Origin of the sequence: Paenibacillus sp. FSL R10-2748 (assembly GCF_038005565.1) — a bacterium.
Taxonomy (GTDB): domain Bacteria; phylum Bacillota; class Bacilli; order Paenibacillales; family Paenibacillaceae; genus Paenibacillus; species Paenibacillus polymyxa_B.
Genome location: NZ_JBBOTK010000005.1, coordinates 137,562 through 160,480 on the forward strand (window position 1 = coordinate 137,562; position 22,919 = coordinate 160,480).

Sequence of the window (22,919 nt, forward strand, 5' to 3'; positions counted from 1 at the left end):
AATGTTAACTAAAAAATATATACCGTAATTATTGGATTAGATATAATGTTTTCTAAAAAAGGAGGATATCGTATGAATAATGCTTACGAAGTGCTTGAGGAGCGTATATCCGAATGGGGAATCTCTAATGAAGAAATTATTGCGGTTTATATCGTTGGGTCCCGGGCAAGAGAGGACAAACCTTTTGATGAGTTTTCTGACTTGGATGTAGTCGTCTTTTCAACGAATCCAGATTACTATCTTCAAAATGATCAATGGTTACTAAACATCGGCAAGGTTTGGACCAGCTTTATGTTTCGAACGGCAAAAGGAGATCCGGAAAAACTCGTTCTCTTTGACCAAGGGGCTGAGGTTGATTTTCTATTCCGTCATACATCCGATCTGGATCATATAATCAAAAATGGGCGTATTCCTGAAGGGTTTCAGCGGGGGGTTAGGATGCTGTTCGATAAGATGGGAAATGGAAACCAAATCATCCCTCAAACCACTACGATCCCGGGTACTCCTCCGATATCTGAAGGTGCTTATCTACAGGTTGTTAATATGTATTGCTTCGCCTCTCTATATGTAGCTAAACAAATTTTGCGCAATGATCTGTGGGTAGCTAAGCAAAGAGATACGGACTGTAAACAATTATTGCTGCAAATGATAGAGTGGCATGCAAAAGCTGTACATGGATCGGAATATGATACTTGGCATGCAGGGAAATTCATAAATGAATGGGCTGATCAAGATGTCGTTGCTGATTTGAAAAAATCTTTTGGGGAATACGACCCCAATCATAGTTGGGAAGCACTGATCGTATCCTTGGAGTTGTTCAAACGGTTATCCTCGGAAGTAGCAGCTAAGTATAAATACGCGCATCCGAATGAATTATTTTCCCATATTCAAGCCTGGTTAGGGGGACAATATGATAAGCATAGATAAAAAGTCGGACACCCTAATTGTTGTGCTGCATGAGATTTATGGGATTAACCAGCATATACAAAATTTTTGCAGCCTATTATCGGATCAGGGTTATGACGTCATTTGTCCAAATTTACTAGGCAAGGAAACACCTTATGACTATTCGCAAGAGGAAACTGCCTACACCAATTTTATGGATAATATAGGATTTGACCGCGCTTTCTATCATATCGAAAGTTTATTATTAAGTATTCGAGCTCGTTATAAAAAGGTATTTATCGTCGGCTTTAGCATAGGGGCAACGATTGCCTGGCTGTGTAGTAAAGAAAAGTATGTTGATGGAATCGTAGGATACTATGGCTCTCGTATTCGAAATTATTTAGAAATAGCTCCACATTGTCCAACATTGCTTTTTTTCCCACAGGAAGAATCATCATTTAATGTGGATGAGCTCATTTCAATTTTAGACAACCGTAATATCCGGGTACATAAATTCAGTGGACAGCACGGATTCAGTGACCCGTACTCTCCCCGATATAACGTACACTCAGCTCAGCAATCATTTAAAGAAATGGTAGAGTTCTTCAAGGAAGGTTGATCAATGAACAGTTCATCTAGCCCACACCTTTTTTATTGTTGTGGGGAAATGCACAGTCATGATGTGCGGATTAGTCATATGTATATACATCATTGACTATGAAAAGGAGATGTATGTGGCTGTGGCTACCTTTTATCAAGCTTTCAAGTTGAAGAGTCGGATTTGGCGAACGATGCTAAAGCGGAACGGAGTAACAGGGATTGGCGTAGGTTATGCTGATCCCAATAGACCGGCAAAGGGCGCGGCGATTGTGTTATATACCTTGAGAAGTCTTTCGGCTGTGACGCAAACCAAATTGCAAGCAGTAACAAAAGATATAAGTCGAGCTTCTGCGGTACCTATCCGAATTTTAGGTGTGGGTTCCTTCAAAAGGGAAGCGGCGGCTCCTACCCAAACGAACCCTCGCCAAAGATGGCGCCCTGTGCCCGGTGCGGTCAGTGTAGGAACGACGGTTCCCACCACTTCCGGAGGGACCAGTGGGCTCATTGTCATTAAGAATAATACACTGTTTATTTTGAGTAATGCCCATGTTCTAGTCCCGACGAATACAAACCAATTTCACAATACCATTCAGCCTTCTCCGGCAGATGGGGGCAGAACGGCGGATCAGATCGGGAGAGCTTTTCAATTTGTCCCGCTTACTACGACAGGGGTTAACTTTCAGGACTCCGCCATCGCTATTGCCAATTCAAACAGTCTGCTTAACCCAAGGTATCTGATTAACCAAAGTGGTGGCCTCATTACCGTACCCGGGCACTTATTAAGCTACCGTCTGGGAATGACGTTTAAAAGAATGGCAAAAACCAACGGCTTCGCCAGAGGAGTCGTGGAGGCGATTGGTGTGGAACAAAGGGTGAGAGGCGATTCGGGAATCAAGATTTTCCGTGATCAAACCGTCATTCGTTTTACCCAGGGACGAACTGGGCCTGGAGATTCGGGTTCCGTATGGCTGAATGACAGTAACGATCGGTTGAATAACTATGCGGCCGCGGTCCATTTTGCCGGATCTACCGACGGAACGCGTTCCGTATCTTTCCCGATTGAACGTGCGATGAGAACGTACGGAACCTTGGTCGCCGTCCCGGCTGGAGCTGGAAGATATAAAGCAGGTGTGACAAAAGGAAAGGCTCCAAAAAACAATTATGCCTATGTCCGTCCGATGACGAGAAAACAACTGGCCTTGTCTCCAATCATAAAATCCGACGCGGATTAAGAAATGATTAGAACTATGATGATCTAGTCAACCTCTATCGAAAATATCTCTTTAAAACCTCTTTTACCATCGGCTGTAACACGTATCGCTCGGGTTGTAGGCAGACGCTCGATCCAATTTAATTCGAATAATCTGTCCAGAAGTGCATTTCCTAAAGCACCTGCAAGGTGATGGCGTCGTTCACTCCAATCCAGGCATTTATGTGAGAAGGAGCGGCGCTTGTGTCTTGTTTGTGTAAGGTCAATCTGAAAGTCAGTGAAGAAAGTCTCTCCTGGTTCCGTGATATGAAGCCCATCCTGATCCTCGGAAAGAATCCCCTTTTGAATGAAAAAACTCATGAGCTGCACGCCTAATTGACCCGCAACATGATCGTAGCAAGTTCTTGCCAACCGTAGGGCCTCGTTTTCGGAGGCATGTTTGAATGAATGAATGGAAACAGGTGGAGCTATGGATAAAAGTGACTCCATCACCCGGGCAACTTCGGGGTCTTGAATGCCAAAGTAACGGTGCCGCCCCTGTTTTTCCACAGTAACGACTTGTGCCTCGGTCATTTTAGCCAGATGGAAGCTGGCCGTTTGCGGTTTGATGCCTGCCATATGGGCCAATTCACTTGCCGTGTGGAACCTGCCGTCTAATAAAGCGGTGAGTATAGCTGCACGGGAAGGCTCGCTAACAAGAGAAGCAATCATGGCTACATTTGATTTGGTGCTCATGGCACGGTTATCCCCCTTTGTAATCCATACTTCGATGAAGGTTGAAATATTTATATTTTATAATAGGGAGGCAGATCTGAATAGAAGGAGAAGAGATAATGAACCTAATAAATCAGATGAATGAGATGAATTATAGTCCAGACGTTAAAACGATTAATCCTAGCATTTTATATTACGGAACCCCTGTGATTTTACTCAATACGCTGAATGAGGATGGAACAACCAATATTAGCCCCATTTCCTCTTCGTGGGCATTAGGAGATTGTGTGGTATTAGGCATTGGAACAGGTGGCAAAGCATTAGAAAATATGGAGCGGCATTCCGAATGTGTAATCAACGTCCCGGGGCCTTCAATGTGGGAAAATGTAGAACGTTTAGCCCCTTATACAGGCAAGAATCCTGTTCCAGCGGAAAAGAAGGAACATGGATTTATGTACCATAAAGATAAGTATGAGATCAGCGGACTAACTTCGATTGAGTCGAATAGGGTCAAGCCCGCCCGAATCAGGGAGTGCCCTATTCAAATTGAAGCTAAGGTGAAGGATGTGAGAATCCCTAACCATTCTCCTTATTTTGCGATCGTCGAAACTCAAGCCATACAGGTGCATGTTCATCAGGATATCATCCTCGGTGAGAACCATATTGATCCGACAAAGTGGAGCCCACTCATCTATAATTTCCGTCATTATTTTGGCCTGGGTGAGTATTTGGGCAAAACCTTCCGATCTGAAACCTGATATTACAATAAAATTATAATATCCTACCTGAATAATGAGAATTATCTTCCCAAATCGTTCTTTTTGTGCGAGAATGATTGAAAAATCATCCATGAGTACGCATACAGGAAGAGACGATTCATACAGCACGTATAACAAGGGAGGAAATAACCATGTCAGAAGAACGCAAGCTGTCATTCGAAACTCTCGCTGTCCATGCCGGACAACAAATTGATCCTACTACCTTTGCCCGCGCCGTTCCATTGTATCAAACCACTTCATATGGATTTCGGGATGCGGAGCATGCGGCTGATTTGTTCTCGCTGAAAGAATTCGGCAACATTTATACGCGTCTGATGAATCCGACCACGGATGTATTCGAGCAACGGATCGCCGCGTTGGAAGGCGGGGCTGGCGCGTTGGCAACGGCTTCGGGAGCGGCGGCGATTTCCTTCTCCATCCTGAACATTGCGGGAGCTGGGGATGAAATTGTGTCGGCCTCCAGTCTGTATGGCGGTACATATAATCTATTTTCTACAACACTGCCGAAATTGGGCATTAAAGTACATTTTGTCGATTCGGATGATCCAGAGAACTTCCGTAATGCCATTACGGATAAGACGAAGGCATTATTTGCCGAAACGATTGGCAACCCACAGGGCAATGTGCTGGATGTGGAAGCTGTAGCGGCGATTGCGCACGAATATGGTATTCCGCTGATTGTGGATAACACGTTCCCAAGTCCTTACTTGTTGCGTCCTATTGAATACGGAGCGGACATTGTCGTGCATTCTGCAACGAAGTTTATTGGCGGACACGGTACGTCTATTGGTGGGGTGATCGTGGACAGCGGCAAGTTTGACTGGAAAGCGAGTGGTCGTTTCCCAGGACTGACTGAGCCGGACCCGAGCTACCACGGAGTTGTTTACACCGAGGCGGTGGGACCTATCGCATATATTATCAAGGCACGGGTCCAATTGCTGCGGGACTTGGGAGCGGCCATTTCTCCGTTTAATTCATGGCTGCTGCTTCAGGGCTTGGAGACACTTCATCTGCGGTTGGAAAGACATAGTCAAAATGCCTTGAAGGTAGCGCAATATCTCGAAGGCCACAAGGATGTGGAGTGGGTCAGCTACACCGGGTTGCCGAGCCATCCGTCCTATGAATTAGCTCAAAAGTATTTGCCGAAAGGACAAGGAGCAATCCTGACCTTTGGTATTAAAGGTGGAAGCCAGGCGGGAAGCAAGCTAATTGCGAATGTAAAGCTATTTTCTCATTTGGCGAATGTAGGTGATTCCAAGTCTTTGATTATTCACCCGGCAAGCACAACGCACCAGCAGTTGAATGTGGAAGAACAGGTTGCTGCCGGAGTCAAACCAGAGCTGTTACGCCTATCTGTCGGGACAGAAGCGATAGACGATATATTGTACGATCTGGAGCAGGCGATCGCGGCCAGCCAGCAGTAGTAGCAGTAGACCCTTCTTAGACTAGGTGTGACAGAGCATTCGTGTAGCATTCGCAAGTGATTTTTCGACCCAGATCAGTATTCGTTCAATTTTATCAGGCGGGGGGCAACCTCCGTCTTTTTTTGCGTATTGACAACATACCCCCATAGGTATATATTATACCCCGTAGGGTATATGAGGAGGGGAAGAAATGGGTAGGAAAATAGTTATTATTGGCGGGGTAGCAGGTGGAGCTTCTGCTGCTGCGAGATTGCGTAGATGGAATGAGGAAGACGAGATTATTTTGTTTGAACGCGGAGAGCATGTTTCTTTTGCAAACTGTGGCCTTCCCTACTATATTGGCGGGGCAATCCATGCGCGGGAGAAGCTGTTTCTCCAGACACCTCAAGGGATAAGAGACCGTTTTAATATAGATGTACGGGTACTGAAAGAAGTGATACAAATAGACCGTGAGCAGAAGCTCGTCCATTTCCGCGATATGATTACAGGGGAAACAGATGAGCAACCGTACGATATTGTGGTATTGTCGCCGGGAGCCAAACCGATGATACCGGACATTCCTGGATTACATGAAGCTATGAATTTATTTACATTAAGAAACATTCATGACACGGACGTTATTAAGGCATATGTAGATGAAAGGCATCCAAAGCATGTCACGGTGATCGGGGCCGGATTTATTGGGCTGGAGATGGCCGAGAATTTGCGGGAGCGTGGACTTGCAGTAACCATTATTGATATGGGACAACAATTATTGAATCCGCTGGACCCTGAAATGGCCAAATGGGTAGAACAGCATATGAGGCTGAACGGGGTGGAGGTGCGTTTAGAGGAAGGAGTCACAGCTTTTGAAGAGCAGGGTACACAACTTCGATTGACCTCCGGGGGTGTGCTTCAGACGGACATGGTTATTCTGGCGATCGGTGTTGTTCCTGAAAATGAGTTGGCCAAGCAAAGCGGATTGGAACTTGGTTTTCGCGGCGCTATTCAGGTGAACGCCCAACTGCAAACCAGCGATCCGGCCATTTATGCGGTGGGGGATGCCATTCAGGTCAAAGACCGCAATCATGGGTTTGCAACGATGGTATCGCTAGCCTGGGGAGCCAATCGTCAGGGGCGTTTGGTAGCGGATCATATTAACGGTCAAGCAATTTCTTATGATGGGGCGCTTGGAACATCCGTAATTAAGACCTTTGCATTGACTTCAGCTTCTACAGGTAATAATGAAAAAACATTACAGCGGCTGGGCGTTCCTTATCAGGCTGTTCATATTCATCCTGGTTCACATGCCGGCTATTACCCTGGCGCATCACCCATTGCTATGAAGCTGCTCTTTAATCCCGAAAACGGGATGATCTATGGGGCGCAGGCTGTTGGAGCTGATGGAGCAGACAAAAGGATTGATGTCATTGCGACGGCTATTCGTGGCCATTTGAACGTCCGTGAACTGGCTGATATTGAACTTGCTTATGCACCTCCTTATTCTTCAGCAAAAGACCCTGTGAATATGGCGGGTTACGTGGCTTCGAATATCATGGATGGGCTGGTCCAAACGATACAGTGGCATGAAGTTGATGATTTTCACCGCAATGGTGGTCTTATTATTGATGTTAGGGATGCGGTGGAGCTACAGGCAGGGGCCATTCCAGGTTCGATTCATATTCCTCTGGCCGAAATTAGAGAGCGGATGGCAGAAATCCCTAGTGATCTAGAGATCGCGGTATCCTGCCAAGTCGGTCTGCGAGGCTATATTGCTGCCCGAATTTTGACTCAATACGGTTATCGGGTGAGGAACGTTGATGGTGGCTATAAGACGTATTCGGTTATGGCTGAACGTGAGTGAACATTTCCTTTCATGTCTTTGGTGTAGGATCGCTACTGTACATTATTTACGTTATCCGCAGGGTTTACCCCTTTTCTGATCAAATTATGGCTTGGTTCACTGTGTGACGTCTGTTACAATAGAAGAGGCATATACGAATGGATAGAAAAGAGGTTGAGCAGGTGGGCACTTCAGTGATTTGGGAAGCAGTTATATATTGGGTGATCTTGGTGATTTCCGCTCTGTGCGTGATCGCAGTATCTGGTACTCGGAAGACAGCAAGCACGATTATTTTAGCGCCCGTTGTTTTGTTCTGTACCATATTTATGATGCAGGGATCAGTGTTTACTGCCATGAATCACCCGACGATGGGGTCTAATGTCGGTTTGGGTATGGCATTTCTGACAACATGGGTGGTCAGCGGAATATTGTTTGCTGTAGCGCTTGTAATTGCTTTTATTAAATATAACAAGAAGAACAAGGCGTAATTTAGCCTTAACCTCAGATGGATAAAGGCTTTCGGTGATGTACCGAAAGCCCTTTTTGTATTCCTTTTTAACCATGCAGGATGTCTCCGCTTATCTGCGTCTTCTCATAAGCAACACAACGATCAGCACGACGATGATCACGATCAATAGGAATTTCATATTCGATAACCTCCTTGGTCTGTCTCATATTTGGTATTAACCACTTTTAGTTAGTATGCACCGATGGATCTCAAGCAAGTATCTATTGTCGAGTTTTTGGGGAAATTTAGAATGTGGGACTAAAAAGAGGTTTACAGGCTTAGCTGGAAAGTGTATACATAAAGTAAGGAGGCGATTGCCATGAGTGATCGTGCATTTCATTTGTTCTATATTATTTTCTTAACGGTTCTGGCACTTGGAAGTGTGGGTGGAATCGCTTGGTGGCTGCGCTCTGTCGGTCGTCAGGAGAAGGAAAAAAACTAAATTCAACATGGGCATACAAGCCCGAATGCATCTTCCAGTAGGAGGGTGCATTTTTATATGTTATAATGGGAACGTATGTTCTTTTCAGGGGGTGAAGACGATGTTGCCAGATTTGGAACGAAAGCTGTTACGTATTTTGTATAATTATTTCGCCCAGCATCGCCACATGCCCACAATGGCGGAATTGACCGTAAAAACGGGCAAGCGAGATGCTGAAATTACAGTCGCCTTGCGACATATGGAACAGGAGCGCTACATCACTTGGGAAAACAATTCGGGTACCCAGCATGTTGTTTTACTGGAAGGGTGGGAGCGTCCCTCGACCCAAAGGCGCACCCAATCGGAAACAAGACGTTCCACTACGCAAACGATGCCGCCCGATGGTACAGAATATTGGACGAATTATTAGAAGGTATATAAAACTGGAAAATTAATGAGTTTTTAAGGTGCATATCATTTAGTTTTAAGAAAGCGAGACTATAATGACCCTATTAACCCCTTTTTGATCAAGCTATAGGCCCTGCCGATGTATCGGCAGGGCCACTTTTTTGTTCATAGATACGCTTATGTATATGAAAAATCCCCCGGGGATCATCCGGAGGATGGTGCAGTTTGCATATACTGCACGGCCTGCTCAAACTTCATCGTTTGATGGCAAAATATATATTCAACCCCTGCTACCTTGCATTATATGGTCAGCATGTTCATAAGGGGCAGTGTGATTCCACTGTTCATTTTCCAAACGACAAAAGCCCTACCTCTCTTTCGTCCTTGCGGCTCCGATGACCGCGCCAGTGTGAATGTGAAAATCTTCGGCAAAAGCTCAAAATTCTACATTAGGGTTATACATAAAATTAGGAGAAGCTCCATACGGTGATTAGGAGTAATAGCTTGTTGCGTGGAATCTTATGGGGTTAATACATACTTCAATAGTATAGCAAGAATGATTATAAAACACAAGTCATTTTTGGCTTTTTGATTATAGACTGGAAAAAATGTTGGCTAAAATGCTCTTCCCTCGAGAGTTTCTTAGTTAAGAATAAGATGATTTCCCATCTATAAATTGCAGATTAAAAGCCATCCTCGTATTTATGTAAAATGCTCGAGCAAGAAGGTAAACTTTTGATGGTTGGACTCCGATATTGAATACACAAGATATTTTAGAGTGTGCGGATGAAAAGAGGGGTAGCAATTTGCCGACCTATAAGCGCTTTATTCAGCATGTTATCCTGAACTATATTATAGGTTCGTTTATCGCTGTATTGTTGGTAGGTATGATTTTTGTATTTTCCACGTTAAATGTAGCCCACTATGAAATTCTGGGTCTTGTTAAAATTATTGCATTTTCCAGCGTCATTATGATTGCTTGTGAAACCATAGTGTTTCGAATGCATTTGAGACCGGTTCATCGTTTTTTTTACGGCAATCAGGAAACACTCAAGGATGTAGAAGCGGTGTATATCCGGGTTCATCATCTGCCTAATTTGTCAGTTTTACGTATTGTTGGACCGCATTTGTTGGGTTTCTCTATCCCGGCAGCCGTCATTGCCTTATGGATGATACATACTGGACAACTTACCTTTCCCTTGTATTATGTAGGAATCGCCTGTATAGGAGCTTGTCTGGTTGCTTCGATGCACGCACTGGTTGAATTTTTCCTGACAATGAGAGCAATCAAGCCGCTGCTGGAGGAAATCCGTGATCGAACCTATCAGCAATATGGATTAAACCTGTCCCTGCGAGGACGAGTCCTACTATCGCTTCGGCATAAATTTCAGTTAAGCGCGACGCTCATTGGTGCTTTTCCTCTGTTTTTATTTTGTCTAGCTACACAGATTCGCCTGGAACGTTTGGAGGCGACGGATTCGAGTTCCTATTGGGCATGGGCGGGTACGATTTTAATTTTTGGTGTAGCCTTTGCTTATCTGGGAGGAAGGTTGTTGACCCGTGAGATCGAACAGCCGATCCACCACCTGCTGGAAAAAATGAATGCAGTGAGGGAAGGCCGCCTGAACAGTAATGCCAGCGACTTGTACTCCGACGAATTTGCCGAGCTGGTTGAAGGCTTTAACATGATGATCGAGGGCCTGAAGGAACGGGAAGAAAAGAACGGTCAGCTATTGGACAGTTACTTCGCCACCTTGGCGGCAGCGCTGGATGCGCGAGATGCCTATACCGCAGGACATTCTTTGCGTGTGGCTGAATACTCCGTACTCATTGGGCGCAAGGGAGGTTTGAATGAGACAGACCTCGACTTGCTGCGCAAAACAGCTTTGCTGCATGATATCGGTAAAATCGGCGTGGCTGACGCTGTTCTGCTCAAGGACGGCAAGCTGACGGACGAGGAGTTTGATCAGATTAAAATGCACCCGGTTATGGGAGAGAGTATTCTCCGGCAAGTTGAACCAGCTTATGCTATGGCCCCTTATTTGCCCGGCGTGCGATCGCACCATGAACGTTATGATGGCAAGGGATACCCTGACCAGCTCGCTGGGGAAGATATCCCCTTATTTGGGCGAATCATTGCTGTAGCGGATGCTTATGATGCGATGACGTCTGATCGTCCCTATCGGCAAGGTATGAAGGAAGAGAAGGCGGTTATGATATTGGAAGAGGGAAAGGGAACCCAATGGGACCCTTATTTTGCCGAATTATTTGTCAAGGAGTGGCGCCGGAACAAAGGCATCACAAGCTGACTCTGTATATATCAGCACAACAGGGCGAGCCATTGAGGTTCGCTTTTTTATATAGGAATGTAAGTATCTTTTATGTCGAAAGATGGGGCTTCATGTTATGATGTACAAGAAAGGCAAACGCGGTTAACATAGGCCTGGCATCCAATTTTTTGCGCTATGGGAGTGTGAGTCCATGCAATTTTCAATGATGTTTTTAATGAATTTAGGGATGCTGATTGCCGTTGCCTATGTGGCGAACGTGATTTATAAATATGGTTTGAGTCGTACCTCTTCGCGGTTCAAATATGTCAGCTCGGTGCTGCTAGTGATATTTGGCGGATGGGTCAGTTCTTGTTTTGGTTTTAACTTTAGTGAAACGGTTATTTTTGATTTGCGTTTCGTACCGCTGATTATCGCGGCATTGGTGTATCCCCGCTCCTATACGCTTATTATTATTGGGGTCGCAATCGGACTAACGAGATTTACCTTCGGTCTGCATATGGCGGCGTGGGTCGGCTTTTTGAATATGAGCATTCTGGGCGTCCTGTGCGCCGGATTGAACTACTGGATGCGCCGTTCCACCTGGCGTTTGATTATTAAGGCATCGGTGACCATTTTAGCGGTTAATATCGTAAATACGTTAAATATTGCCTGTCTGGGCGTCATTCCCTGGCGCTATTATGTAGCGGAGGTTGTTCCTCTTACACTGCCAATCGGCATCGTCCTCAGTTTTTTATTTGCTCTGATTTTAAGGGACTTTCAGATGGAACAACAGCGGAATCATCAGATTAAGCAGGCGAATGAGTTGTTATCAGAGCAGCGAGATGAGTTGCAGAAGGCAAAGGTCATTCTAGAGGAACGTGCCAAGCAACTGATGATGGCTTCCCAATATAAATCGGATTTTATGGCAACGATGTCGCATGAGTTACGTACACCTCTTAACAGCATCATTAACCTGGCGCAGATTATCAACGAGCAGGGAAAAGAATTGGATGAGGACGAGTTATACCAATACAGCGATCTCATCTATGCCTCGGGGCATGATTTGCTCCAAATGATTAACGACATTTTGGACTTGTCCAAGGTCGAGGCTGGGCACATGGAAATCGTAAGTGAACCAGTCAATGTGCGTGAGATTGCGCAGGTGATGATGATGCATTTTGAAGTCACTGCGAAGGATAAAAACCTGGAATTCAGCTTAAAGGAGCATGAGCCTATACCGAATGAAATTCGGTCCGATTCTAAACGTGTACAGCAAATTTTGCGTAATCTGTTATCCAACGCCTTTAAGTTCACTCATGAAGGACGTGTATTGCTAGAAATGAGTACACAGCATCTGGATCGAAAGGGACAGGAGGGAGATTGGGTTGTATTTGCTGTAAAAGATACGGGCATCGGTATTTCCATGCTTCAGCAACACGTTATTTTTGAGGCATTCCAGCAGGCGAACGGTTCCATTAATCGTAAATATGGAGGAACCGGGTTGGGATTGTCCATCAGCCGTGATTTTTCCCGCTTGTTGGGCGGGTTTATCCGTTTAGAAAGTGAGGAGGGTAAGGGAAGTACGTTTTCCTTGTACCTACCCATGTGTCCGTCCGTAAGCAAGGAGGCGGACGAACAACCCTTTAAATTAACCTAATCGCAATTGTAGGAGCAGGAGCGCTATGGCACAAAGGAGGTCTATCATGGAACGTAAAGCGGTCGTTGTGGGTGCAACAGGGCTTGTCGGGGGTTATGTTGTACGAGAGCTGCTGGTGCAAAAGGAATACAACCGCGTCATGGTTATGGGCAGACGTCCGTTGGACATCAAGCATCCCAAGCTGGAACAGGCGCTCATCGATTGGGAACAGCCACAGAAAGCGGCGTTCGCCTTCGAAGGGGTGGATGATGTTTTTTGCTGCCTTGGGACAACGATGAAAAAAGCTGGCACCAAGGAGCAGTTTCGTCAGGTGGATCTGGACTATCCGGTGCTGGCTGCCCAGTTGGGCAAAGAGGCTGGTGCTGTACAGATGCTAGCTATCTCAGCGATGGGGGCCGATCCAGATTCACGTGTGTTTTATAACCGCACCAAGGGTGAGGCTGAAGAGGCGCTTGCCGCTATCGGGCTGCCTGCGCTGCATTTGTTCCGTCCGTCGCTGATTTTGGGCGCGAGACCTGAACGACGTATGGGCGAAGCCGCTGCCGCTGTTGTCATGAAAGCGCTGGACGGTCTAATGACGGGCAAGCTGGCTTCCTACCGCGCTATCCCGGCCTCGGTCATCGCACGAGCCATGGTACGAATTGCTCTTGCGCAGGCGAGCGGCGTACATATTTATCCGAACGACATCATTCGGGTCATTGGTGCAGAGCTAACATCCGATGTTGAGGAGCCTGTTACAGGAACGGCTCCTGATGAGAACGTGTAAAACCACGGCAGGATTAAAATGACAATAACGCCGCTGCTGCCCGATGATTCGGGCAGCAGCGGCGTTATTTGTGTTTTATTGGTGGTTTGTATGTTGCGGCACATCTATCGTAATCTCTAATTCATCAAGTGCGTTAATCCGTCGCACGGAATAGTGGCTTTGGACTTCACATGCTATAATACGGTGAACCAGTATCAGGAAGGAGAATCCAACCCATATGAAAAAAACAATTGCTACTGAAAAAGCACCCGGTGCTATCGGCCCTTATAGCCAAGCGGTAGAGGCAGGCGGGTTTATTTACACCTCGGGACAGCTTGGACTGAATCCGGCAACAGGTGAGTTCGGTAAGGATGTACAGGAGCAGGCACGCCTGTCCTTGAGCAACGTACAAGCCATTCTGGAAGCGGCAGGCAGCAACATGAACCAGGTTGTGAAAGCGACTGTATTCCTGAAGGACATGAACGATTTTGTCAGCGTCAATGAGGTGTACAGTTCTTTCTTTGAACAACCCTATCCAGCACGCAGTGCGGTGGAGGTAGCTCGTCTGCCTAAGGATGCACTGGTGGAGATTGAAGTCATTGCATTGAAGGGCGAATAGTCTGAAAGGTCCGTTCATAAAATAAAAAGTTTGTATGGCAACCGGGTGTCCCTATTAAATAGAGGCACCCGGTTGCTCAAATTTAATGTGTTTTGTTTTTTTTGAATACAGAGTGGAGGTGGAGATGATTAAAAAAATAATTTTCACTGGTGGAGGCTCTTCAGGACATGTAGCAGTAAACCTAGCTTTGATTCCTCACTTACTGGAACAACATTGGAGTGTCCAATACATAGGCTCTGAACAAGGGATTGAAAGAAAATTGATTTCTGGACTGGAAGATGTGCGTTATTTTAGTATCTCAACTGGGAAATTGCGCAGATATTTTGATTGGAATAATTTTAAGGACCCTTTTAAAGTGCTGAAGGGGATTTCTCAAGCGTACCGGATTATAAGAAAAGAAAAACCGGATATTATTTTTTCAAAAGGCGGGTTTGTTTCGGTTCCTGTGGTATTGGCTGGGTGGTTGAATAAAGTCCCTGTAATCATTCATGAATCAGATATTACCCCTGGATTAGCTAATAAGATTTCCAGCATATTTGCTACAGAAATTTGTACTACCTTTCCTGAAACCACTCAGTACTTTCGCTCTAAGCATACCCGGTATGTAGGTGCTATTGTGAGAGATGAACTAAAAGATGGGGAGGCAGCCAAAGGTTTGACCTATTGCGGATTTACTCGAAATAAGCCGATCATTCTGATCATGGGTGGGAGTTTAGGTTCCAAGAAGATCAATGAGATGGTCTGGATGAATTTAGAGGCTTTGCTCGTTCATTTTCAAATCGTCCATATTTGTGGTAAAGACCAAGTGAATCATTCCATTCATATGCATGGCTACAAGCAGTTTGAATACATAAACGATGAACTGGCGGATGTTATGGCGATGGCAGATATGGTTGTTTCTAGGGCGGGTTCAAATTCCATTTTTGAATTCTTAACGCTGCGGAAGCCTATGCTATTGATCCCTCTTTCAAAGGCAGTCAGCCGGGGAGATCAAATTCTAAATGCCAAATCATTTAAAGCGCAAGGCTTTTGTGAGTTTTTAGAAGAAGAAGAGTTGGAATCTGAACGATTTGTTGACATGATTCTTGGTTTGTATGAAAAAAGGTCGGATTATATTATCAATATGAAGAAAATGAATGCAGATCACTCGACAAGCAAGCTTATAGATTTGATTAAAGTCTATACCTAATCACATGGTTAAAATGAATAAACAAAGCAAGCGAGCTTGGGCTAGATGATTCAGACCCAAGCTCGCTTGTTCTGGCTAGGAGATCATATTCGTTTTCTTTAATCCCGTTCTCGATTACGGGCAAAGAATAGCCATAGCGCGTACACCAGAATGATTGCCGCCAAGATCAATGAAGCCAGCCGTACATTTTCATTGTTCGGATGCTCGACGGCGATGGCGACATAGGCCCATACAAATACGAGAGGATAAATGCTGTCGCGATAAGGGAAGCTGACCATGATGGCCAATACGGTGCCGATGAGCAGGATAATGATCGCCCATGTCGTATCGCTGAGTCCCCAGCCACTCCATTCATTCTTTTCCAGTGCCACTGCAATATTGATAATAGTAGCAACAGATACCCAACCGAGGTTCAGGCTGAACGGTAGCTTGACGAACCACATTTCTCCGCGGGTTGGCTGCGGCGTGCGGGTACGTACATACACGACGCTCAAGGAAAGCAAGTATAGAATAATGACGATGACGCACAGCTCTACGTATACATACTGCCAGAGGAAAATCCAGATGATATTGAAGAGACAGCTTAGAATAAAAAAAATACCGATGGACTGAACGCTTGTCTTGGCTTGCCCTGTAGGTGTAGCTTGGTACACGACAAAGCAGGCGAGCAGTACGTAGATGACCGACCAGATGGAAAAAGCGTAACCCGCTGGGGTGATCAAGGTTGGGTACATGTTGGATACAGCAGCAGTGCTTCTGCCACCGATAGGAAGTGTAGAAGCCAGAACGTTAACGAGAACGACAGCGATAAATGCAATAATATTCCACCATTTATACGGATGGCTTCGTGACATAGGGATATCTCCTCCACAACGAATGATGATCCAAAAATGACCGACTGGTCACAAGCTTCTATTATGAATATACCCACTTTGCTTTCGAATATGTCCTAACCGGAAAAAGTTTCTTGATCCCGGTAAAATCATAAAAAGTTGTATGTATATGCAGTCATATGTAGTACAATGGTGAAAATTTTAAGCACTATATAAGCTGAATTTCCTCAAATTCAAATTATATAGAAGTAAGGAGATAAGTGGAATGAATGGCTTGGAGAAAGTAGGGAAATTTGTAGGAGGAACCTTTTCCATCTGGGTACTTTTATTTGCATGCTTGGGATTTTTCTTTCCTGCGGCGTTTACAGGGTTGAAAGGATACATACAGTTATTTTTGGGCATTGTCATGTTCGGGATGGGGCTGACTTTATCTGCGGCTGACTTTCGTGAAGTATTTCGGCGTCCAGTGGATGTGGCTATTGGTGTGGTCGGGCATTATCTGATTATGCCATTTCTGGCCTTTGGATTGGCATTAGTATTGCAGCTGCCACCGGATATTGCGGTAGGTGTCATTTTGGTAGGCTGTTGCCCGAGTGGAACCGCGTCCAACGTAATGACGCTCTTATCCAAAGGCGATGTGGCGTTGGGCGTGTCGATTGCTTCAGTATCGACGCTGATTGCTCCACTAGCTACCCCGGCCATGATTAACCTGCTTGCTGGACGTTGGATGAATATTGATGCGAAGTCGCTGATCATGGATATTCTCATCGTGGTTATTGTCCCCATTGTGTTGGGTGTTATCGTCAAATCGCTATTTCGCAAACAGGCAGAAGCCAGTGTCCAGGCGCTGCCGCTCATATCAACACTGGTGATTATGCTCATCGTGGCTATTGTGATTGCAGGCAGCAAAGGCAAGATTTTGGAGACAGGTCCGATTATTTTTGGTGTGGTTATTTTGCATAACGGTATCGGGTTCCTGCTCGGATATTGGTTTGCCAAGCTATTCGGTATGAATCTTTCCAAGCGTAAAGCTGTTACTCTGGAAACGGGAATGCAGAATTCCGGACTGGGCGCTGCGCTGGCAGCAGCTCATTTTAATCCGATTGCTGCTGTACCGAGTGCGATTTTTAGCGTGTGGCATAATATTTCCGGCTCGTTGCTCGCGACCTGGTTTTCCCGCCGGGAGGAGAAGAACAGCACATCCGGGAACCATTAAGCTTTGTCAGTGGCTTGTGACAAGTGGCTGCGGTTCAGCTTTTTCGAACAGTTTGGGGAAGGTCAGAAAGGATAGATTTGACTTTATAGTTGCGGATCATTATACTGTGGTTGTTACAACCACTGTATTTAAGTAAGCAACAGTAGTTTGAGTTCGTTATGGAAGGAAAACTGCATCCAATTCATATTCGGCTTCATGCTTAACAGCCTTATATTATCTGATCTGATTTAAACTGAAGGAGAGAGAACGAATGAACCCAAAATATAATTCTCTATTTGAAGCTTTTACCCTGCCATCCGGTGTTACGTTGAAGAACCGTATTACCATGGCACCTATGACTAACTTTGCTTCCCACGAAAATGGTGAAGTCAGTGACGAGGAACTGGCATACTACCGTGAACGCTCCGGTGGTGTGGGCGCGGTTATTACCGCTTGTGTGTATGTAACTCCAGATGGTAAAGGATTTGTTAATGAGTTTGGTGCGGACAAGGATGAAATGATTCCTAGCCTGCGCCGTCTGGCAGATACGATTCATCAGGAGGGCGCGAAAGCGATCCTGCAAATTTATCATGGTGGCCGCCTGTGTCCACCAGATCAAATTCCAGATGGACAGCCGATCAGTGCAAGCGCAGTAGCCGAGGAAAAAGAAGGCGCGCCTGTGCCGCGTGAAATGACATCCGACGATATCCACCGCGTCATTCGTGCCTATGGCGAAGCGACTCGCCGCGCGATTGAAGCAGGCTATGATGGTGTGGAGCTTCACGGAGCGAACGGTTACCTGGTGCAGCAGTTCTTCTCCCCGCATTCCAACATTCGTACTGATGAATGGGGAGGAAGTCTTGAAAAACGATTGACCTTTCCGCTGGCGGTTGTTCACGAAGTGAAGAAAGTGATCGCACAACATGCAAAGCGGCCATTCATCTTTGGATACCGCTTGTCTCCTGAGGAAGGACACACACCAGGCATTTCGCTGGATGATACGATGGTGCTTGTAGACCGTCTGGCGGATCAAGGGCTGGATTACCTACATATTTCCGTGAATCATTTCTTTGGTGGTTCGTTCCGCGACCGTAGTGACGAACGGTCACGTACCGTTCTCATCCATGAGAAGGTAGGTAACCGTGTGCCGATTATGGGAGTCGGGTCGCTGAATACACCGGACGAAGCGCTTGCAGCACTGGAGACAGGTGTACCGCTTGTATCGCTGGGACGTCCGCTTTTGATGGAGCCGCAATGGGTTCAGAAGGTGCAAAACGGCACAGAAGATACCATTCGCACGACATTATCCAAGCAAGCCCAGCAGGAGCTAGTCATTCCTGACTACTTGTGGGGTGCGTTGACGACCCTTCCAGGCTGGATGCCTGTTACGGACTAAATTTTGAATGATGGAGATACCCTAGGCTGCTCTCATGCACCTGGGGTATTTTCCTGTCTCGTGACCGTGAACACAATAATATAGGAATAACTGAGAAAGAAGGAAAATGACAATGTTACATAAAGCTAATGGCGCCATTTTGATAAAGTCCACCCATCCGGGGCTACAGATTCGATTGTTACAAGTAAGTGATGCAGCACGTTTATTAGAGATCAGACGTGAAAATTTTGATTTTTTCAAACCGTTCGAGCCAGAACGACCTGAAATTTACTTTACGCTGGAAGAACAGGCGCGTCTGATTTCCAACGGTTTGGAAGCGGCACAAGCCGGACAGGGATATACGTTTGGACTTTTTTTGCCGGAAAATGATAAGCTGATTGGCAGAATGGAGCTGTCGGGTATCGCTAGAGGCCCCTTTCAAAACGCCAATCTGGGCTACTTTGTAGATCCCGCTTACCATGGACAAGGCTATGCTACTTCCGCTGTGAAGGATATTGTGCGCTACGCCCTAAATGAGTTGGAATTACACCGTATTCAAGCAGGAGTGATGCCAAGAAATGCGCCTTCCAATCGAGTGATGGAAAAGGCAGGATTTCGCCGCGAAGGGCTGGCTCTCAACTATTTGAAGATTAATGGTGTGTGGGAAGATCACGTGCTGTATGCGGTCACGGCTGAGGATTTGCAGAATGGCGTTTTCTGAATTCGCCGGGCGTGACCCCCTCCAGTTTTTTGAACACCTTGCCAAAATATTTTTCATCCTGATACCCGACCATACCGGCAATATGATGAAGGCGCAGCTTGTCATTTAGCAGCAATAGCTTTGCCTTGCTCATCCTGATCTGACACAAATAGTCTGACAGATTAACCCCGTACTCCTGCTTGAATTTACGAGAAATATATTCCCGACTGAGATAAAAGCGGCTCGCCATATCCTGTAGAGAAATGTCCTCGTTATAGTGTGCATCCAGATAGCGGGCAATATCACGGATGGTCGGGTTGTTTGGGCTATGGCTTGGTGTAAGCGCCTGACCGGCTGCCAGCAGTCGGTTTTCAACCTGTCTTTGCCATAAGGGCAGGGAAAGCATGCCACGGTTGTCGACCGGCAATGCATGAATGGAGCCGGACTCATCTGCCAGTTCCTCGCCATCGATATCTCCAGGTCTGTCATTCAGCCAGCGGGCCAGCATCCAGTCCAACTCCTGATTCCAACTGGCTAGCTGCTCTGCTGTCACCGAAGGCAGCTCGGCTACGGCTGCTATCCAATGGCCTACCGCTATCGACACACGATTGGCATTACAGCTGAGCGCACTAAGCCGCAGTTCCTCTTCCATCTCAGGCAACTGGGGAAGACGAATGCTCTGCCGTGTCTGGGAACTCTGGTGCATCCAGTCGGCGGTTTGCAACACATCCCGTTTCCACAACGCTTGCCGTGCCTCTTGGTAGGCAGTGGCTGCCGCTATGGGAAAAGCGCCAAAAGAGCCAAAAGAGCCAACCCCGATGTGCATGTAACACCGCAAAGCTGTTTTGATCCCTGTGTGAATATCCTGCAAGAGCAGCGGCCAACGAGATGGCTCGCCCCAATACAGCAGAATAATTTCGTCCATACGCTCCAGATGACGGAATGCAACTCCGGTTTGAGAAGTTCCGAGAAATTCGTTACAGATGTTAATGAGGGAAAAGCTCAAAAGCGCACGGCGCGTTTTATATTTGTCCAGTATATCGGCATCCAGCTGAGTGGTACTCATCACAGCTGCATTACATATCTGAATAGCTGCAGGAAGCCGTAGCTCCTCACGTAAGGGCGTAATGGATAGAGGGGTATTCGCTATACCGGAAACGATTTCAGTCAGGAGCTTATCAGCATAGTGCGGCCTCATACGATTGACCTCCATGGCCTGCATTGTCTGCCTGTTCCGGTCTTGCTCCGCCGTCCGCCAGGCTTGAGTGGCTTTATTTAGAGCCTCGTTAATCTCCACTGGATCCACGGGCTTAAGAATATAGTCCATGCCTCCCCGGCGGATGACCTGTCGAACCAAGTCAAAATCATCATAGCCACTGACCACCACGACTCGGGTTGCTGGGGAATTGACTTGAATCCACTCCATCAGTGCTACTCCATCCTTGCCGGGCATCCGCATATCCGTGAGTACAACAGGTGGGGAAAGGGCGGTAATGACCTCAATCGCCTGATCGCCCGACTCAGCCTCAATCACCTCGCTCACACCGCAAGCTTCCCAATGTACGAGCATCCGTATGGCATGGCGTACATGCTTCTCATCATCTACAATCAGGACTTTCATTGACAGATCACTCTCCCTTAATATGAATTTCCGTAGGGACTTCAGTACGAATTTCGAGTGTATAACGGACGCCATGAGGCAGAATATTGTCTACGCACAGGGTGTTAGAACCATCCTCCGAGTGAAGCTGAATACGCAATAGAACATTACGAAGGCCAATGGAGTCCTGCTCACTAGTGTCCGGCTCCTCGTAGGCTTTCAGCGGACGTTTTAACATATGCTGGAGCTGCTCCAAATCGGCCTGTGGAATGGAAATTCCGTTATTTTCCACTGTTATTTTCACAATGCCTTCCCGGATTCGGCTGCCTGTAATGCGAATTTCACCGGGCCCCAGCCGGGGATCGGCACCGTGTTTAAAGTAGTTTTCCACCAACGGTTGGAGAATCATTTTTGGCACCCGATCATTTAGCACCTCATCTTCCCACTGGTAAGTGACCTCTAATTGCTCACCGAAGCGTTCCTTTTGTAAATCAAGATATTGTTTTACATGTTCGGCTTCTTCCTTGAGTGTAACGACCGTATGGTCCCGCATGTTATAACGCAGCATTTTGGCAAGGGAAGAGAGCAGAGAATAAATTCGCGGCACCTCATGCTGTAGGGCCAGGGTTCCAATAGACTGTAGCGTATTATATAAAAAGTGAGGATTAATCTGTGCTTGAAGCGCTTTCAATTGATGTGTCTTGTTAGCCAGCTCCAGCTTGTATTCCCGCAAAATGAGGTTATTGATGGTATCCATCATCTGTCTGAAACGGCGCGACAGTACTCCGATCTCATCGTTACTCATGGCCCGAATGTCTACATCCAGTTGACCGGACTGAATCTGGTTTATGTAGCGAGTCAGTCGCTTAATAGGTTCCGTGATTTTTATCGAAATCCATAACGTGGCAACAATGACAAGTAGCAACGCTGCGCCTGTAATGACCGCATTAATCTGAGTCAGGCGGGTAGCCCGTAAATACAGCGTACGATGTGGAATTTTCTTGACGAGCGTCCAGCCTGACAGATTGGCATCCAGCTTGCCGTACACGTGCAGTGCTGTATCATCCTCAATCACTCCGTGCTCGCCTTCTTTAGAAATTCGATTGAGCAGGCCAGATTCCTTCCAGTGTGTTCCAATCGATGCTTCTTTTCCGCTATATACGATCGTTCCGTTCCGATCGATCAAAAACAGCTCCTCTGTATCCGCATCATACAATTGACGGCAAATACTGCGCAGCGGCTCCAGATCAACATCTATAGCGAGTACCCCAAGCGTCTCTGAGGCAGGAATGTTCCGAATCGCCCGATGAAGTGTAAATACCTGCCGCTCTGTGCTGTGCTCCGCATAGGAGACCGCCGAAAAGCCGTACAAATGCTTCATGTGCGAAGGCTGTATGAATAGTCCAGAAGGGCCGTAATGAATAGAACCGGTAAAGGGCTCCAGTCGGAATTCCCGTAGCGGGACTGTACTGGTAATCAACGTGGATTGCCCCGCGTCAAAAGAATGCAAATACACTTGGTCAATGCCTGACGAAGCATTCATCATCGTTTGCAGCGTGGTGTAAATTTCAGCGACGGCCCGGTAATCATCCGGGATTTTGGCCAGATTACGCAGAAAATGAGGGTCATTATAGACTCCGATGGACGCGCGATTCAGTCCCTGTAAATAGTTATCCAGATTCGTAATTCCCTGAAAAATAAGCCGTTCATTTTCTTGTGTGGCCTGCTCCCGCAAGGATTGCTTGGTGAGAACAAAGGTCATAGTCATCGACAGCAGCAGCGGCAGAGTGACCGCAATGAGCAAAAACCAGATCAGGCGGGAACGAATACTGTGAAATTTCATGCAGTGAGCTCCTTTCACAATTCAAGGCGAGCCAGAGGTCAATATTTTCCCCCCTAATGGTTCACGATCCTACGTGTTCTCCAGAGCGCTTATTCGACATAATGAACATGTGAATCGCATAT

General features: G+C 46.4%; 21 protein-coding genes. 17 read left to right on the forward strand and 4 right to left on the reverse strand.

The window, feature by feature from the left end:
• The first annotated feature begins 72 nt into the window (after positions 1 to 72).
• The 3 genes from NSS66_RS16715 (at position 73) to NSS66_RS16725 (ending at position 2,717) form a co-directional block, all read left to right on the forward strand.
• Positions 73 to 927 carry an aminoglycoside 6-adenylyltransferase gene (locus tag NSS66_RS16715; RefSeq protein WP_340959413.1) on the forward strand — a complete coding sequence of 285 codons (855 nt, stop codon included), beginning with the start codon at positions 73 to 75 and terminating at the stop codon, positions 925 to 927.
• A complete protein-coding gene (locus NSS66_RS16720) occupies positions 911 to 1,504 on the forward strand; it encodes a dienelactone hydrolase family protein (RefSeq protein ID WP_279835069.1) in 594 nt (197 codons plus the stop codon). Before NSS66_RS16715 ends, NSS66_RS16720 begins: the two co-directional genes overlap by 17 nt.
• Positions 1,505 to 1,613: 109 nt before the next feature.
• Positions 1,614 to 2,717, forward strand: coding sequence for a hypothetical protein (locus tag NSS66_RS16725; protein WP_340959504.1), 1,104 nt, complete (start codon positions 1,614 to 1,616; stop codon positions 2,715 to 2,717).
• Between the two features lie 23 nt (positions 2,718 to 2,740).
• Here the strand turns inward: NSS66_RS16725 and NSS66_RS16730 are convergent, their stop codons facing one another.
• A complete protein-coding gene (locus NSS66_RS16730; RefSeq protein ID WP_340959414.1) occupies positions 2,741 to 3,430 on the reverse strand; it encodes an ArsR/SmtB family transcription factor in 690 nt (229 codons plus the stop codon).
• A gap of 98 nt (positions 3,431 to 3,528) precedes the next feature.
• Between NSS66_RS16730 and NSS66_RS16735 the strand changes: the two genes are divergently transcribed.
• The 11 genes from NSS66_RS16735 to NSS66_RS16785 all read left to right on the forward strand — a co-directional run bounded on the left by NSS66_RS16735 (position 3,529) and on the right by NSS66_RS16785 (position 15,251).
• Positions 3,529 to 4,167 carry a flavin reductase family protein gene (locus tag NSS66_RS16735; RefSeq protein WP_340959415.1) on the forward strand — a complete coding sequence of 213 codons (639 nt, stop codon included), beginning with the start codon at positions 3,529 to 3,531 and terminating at the stop codon, positions 4,165 to 4,167.
• A 152-nt stretch (positions 4,168 to 4,319) separates the two neighbouring features.
• Positions 4,320 to 5,612 carry a homocysteine synthase gene (locus NSS66_RS16740; RefSeq protein WP_013308539.1) on the forward strand — a complete coding sequence of 431 codons (1,293 nt, stop codon included), beginning with the start codon at positions 4,320 to 4,322 and terminating at the stop codon, positions 5,610 to 5,612.
• Between the two features lie 190 nt (positions 5,613 to 5,802).
• Positions 5,803 to 7,455, forward strand: a complete 1,653-nt coding sequence (locus NSS66_RS16745) for a CoA-disulfide reductase (protein ID WP_034094966.1) — start codon at positions 5,803 to 5,805, stop codon at positions 7,453 to 7,455.
• 137 nt (positions 7,456 to 7,592) lie between these two features.
• A complete protein-coding gene (locus NSS66_RS16750) occupies positions 7,593 to 7,922 on the forward strand; it encodes a hypothetical protein (RefSeq protein WP_023986776.1) in 330 nt (109 codons plus the stop codon).
• A 339-nt stretch (positions 7,923 to 8,261) separates the two neighbouring features.
• Positions 8,262 to 8,384, forward strand: coding sequence for a hypothetical protein (locus NSS66_RS16755; protein ID WP_023986778.1), 123 nt, complete (start codon positions 8,262 to 8,264; stop codon positions 8,382 to 8,384).
• A 100-nt stretch (positions 8,385 to 8,484) separates the two neighbouring features.
• Positions 8,485 to 8,793, forward strand: coding sequence for a hypothetical protein (locus tag NSS66_RS16760; protein ID WP_340959417.1), 309 nt, complete (start codon positions 8,485 to 8,487; stop codon positions 8,791 to 8,793).
• A 784-nt stretch (positions 8,794 to 9,577) separates the two neighbouring features.
• The gene (locus tag NSS66_RS16765) at positions 9,578 to 11,080 is read left to right on the forward strand and encodes an HD-GYP domain-containing protein (RefSeq protein WP_023986780.1); all 1,503 of its coding nucleotides are present in this window, start codon (positions 9,578 to 9,580) and stop codon (positions 11,078 to 11,080) included.
• A 172-nt stretch (positions 11,081 to 11,252) separates the two neighbouring features.
• On the forward strand, positions 11,253 to 12,698 hold the full coding sequence (locus NSS66_RS16770) for an ATP-binding protein (RefSeq protein WP_023986781.1): 1,446 nt from the start codon (positions 11,253 to 11,255) through the stop codon (positions 12,696 to 12,698).
• Between the two features lie 46 nt (positions 12,699 to 12,744).
• Positions 12,745 to 13,464 (forward strand): NAD(P)H-binding protein, encoded by a 720-nt coding sequence (locus tag NSS66_RS16775; RefSeq protein ID WP_076158780.1) that lies wholly within the window; start codon positions 12,745 to 12,747, stop codon positions 13,462 to 13,464.
• A gap of 217 nt (positions 13,465 to 13,681) precedes the next feature.
• Complete coding sequence (locus NSS66_RS16780) at positions 13,682 to 14,062, forward strand: RidA family protein (protein WP_013308546.1); 381 nt, start codon at positions 13,682 to 13,684, stop codon at positions 14,060 to 14,062.
• A gap of 124 nt (positions 14,063 to 14,186) precedes the next feature.
• Entirely contained in the window at positions 14,187 to 15,251 is a 1,065-nt protein-coding gene (locus NSS66_RS16785) for an undecaprenyldiphospho-muramoylpentapeptide beta-N-acetylglucosaminyltransferase (protein WP_023986783.1), read from the forward strand.
• Positions 15,252 to 15,349: 98 nt separating this feature from the next.
• Here the strand turns inward: NSS66_RS16785 and NSS66_RS16790 are convergent, their stop codons facing one another.
• The gene (locus tag NSS66_RS16790; protein ID WP_028541150.1) at positions 15,350 to 16,105 is read right to left on the reverse strand and encodes a tryptophan-rich sensory protein; all 756 of its coding nucleotides are present in this window, start codon (positions 16,103 to 16,105) and stop codon (positions 15,350 to 15,352) included.
• Positions 16,106 to 16,349: 244 nt separating this feature from the next.
• Here NSS66_RS16790 and NSS66_RS16795 point away from each other — a divergent pair, with 244 nt between their 5' ends.
• The 3 genes from NSS66_RS16795 (at position 16,350) to NSS66_RS16805 (ending at position 19,375) form a co-directional block, all read left to right on the forward strand.
• Positions 16,350 to 17,300 carry a bile acid:sodium symporter family protein gene (locus tag NSS66_RS16795; protein WP_023986785.1) on the forward strand — a complete coding sequence of 317 codons (951 nt, stop codon included), beginning with the start codon at positions 16,350 to 16,352 and terminating at the stop codon, positions 17,298 to 17,300.
• A gap of 250 nt (positions 17,301 to 17,550) precedes the next feature.
• Positions 17,551 to 18,675 (forward strand): NADH-dependent flavin oxidoreductase, encoded by a 1,125-nt coding sequence (locus tag NSS66_RS16800; RefSeq protein WP_053324526.1) that lies wholly within the window; start codon positions 17,551 to 17,553, stop codon positions 18,673 to 18,675.
• Between the two features lie 112 nt (positions 18,676 to 18,787).
• On the forward strand, positions 18,788 to 19,375 hold the full coding sequence (locus NSS66_RS16805; protein WP_076158775.1) for a GNAT family N-acetyltransferase: 588 nt from the start codon (positions 18,788 to 18,790) through the stop codon (positions 19,373 to 19,375).
• On the opposite strand, the gene NSS66_RS16810 is transcribed toward NSS66_RS16805, so the two are convergent.
• Together NSS66_RS16810 and NSS66_RS16815 are read right to left on the reverse strand one after the other, a co-directional pair.
• Positions 19,341 to 20,975: a response regulator transcription factor gene (locus NSS66_RS16810; RefSeq protein WP_068941225.1), complete on the reverse strand. Its 1,635-nt coding sequence runs from the start codon at positions 20,973 to 20,975 to the stop codon at positions 19,341 to 19,343. The genes NSS66_RS16805 and NSS66_RS16810 overlap by 35 nt on opposite strands.
• 7 nt (positions 20,976 to 20,982) lie before the next feature.
• On the reverse strand, positions 20,983 to 22,797 hold the full coding sequence (locus NSS66_RS16815) for a sensor histidine kinase (RefSeq protein WP_076158772.1): 1,815 nt from the start codon (positions 22,795 to 22,797) through the stop codon (positions 20,983 to 20,985).
• Between the last annotated feature and the right edge of the window lie 122 nt (positions 22,798 to 22,919).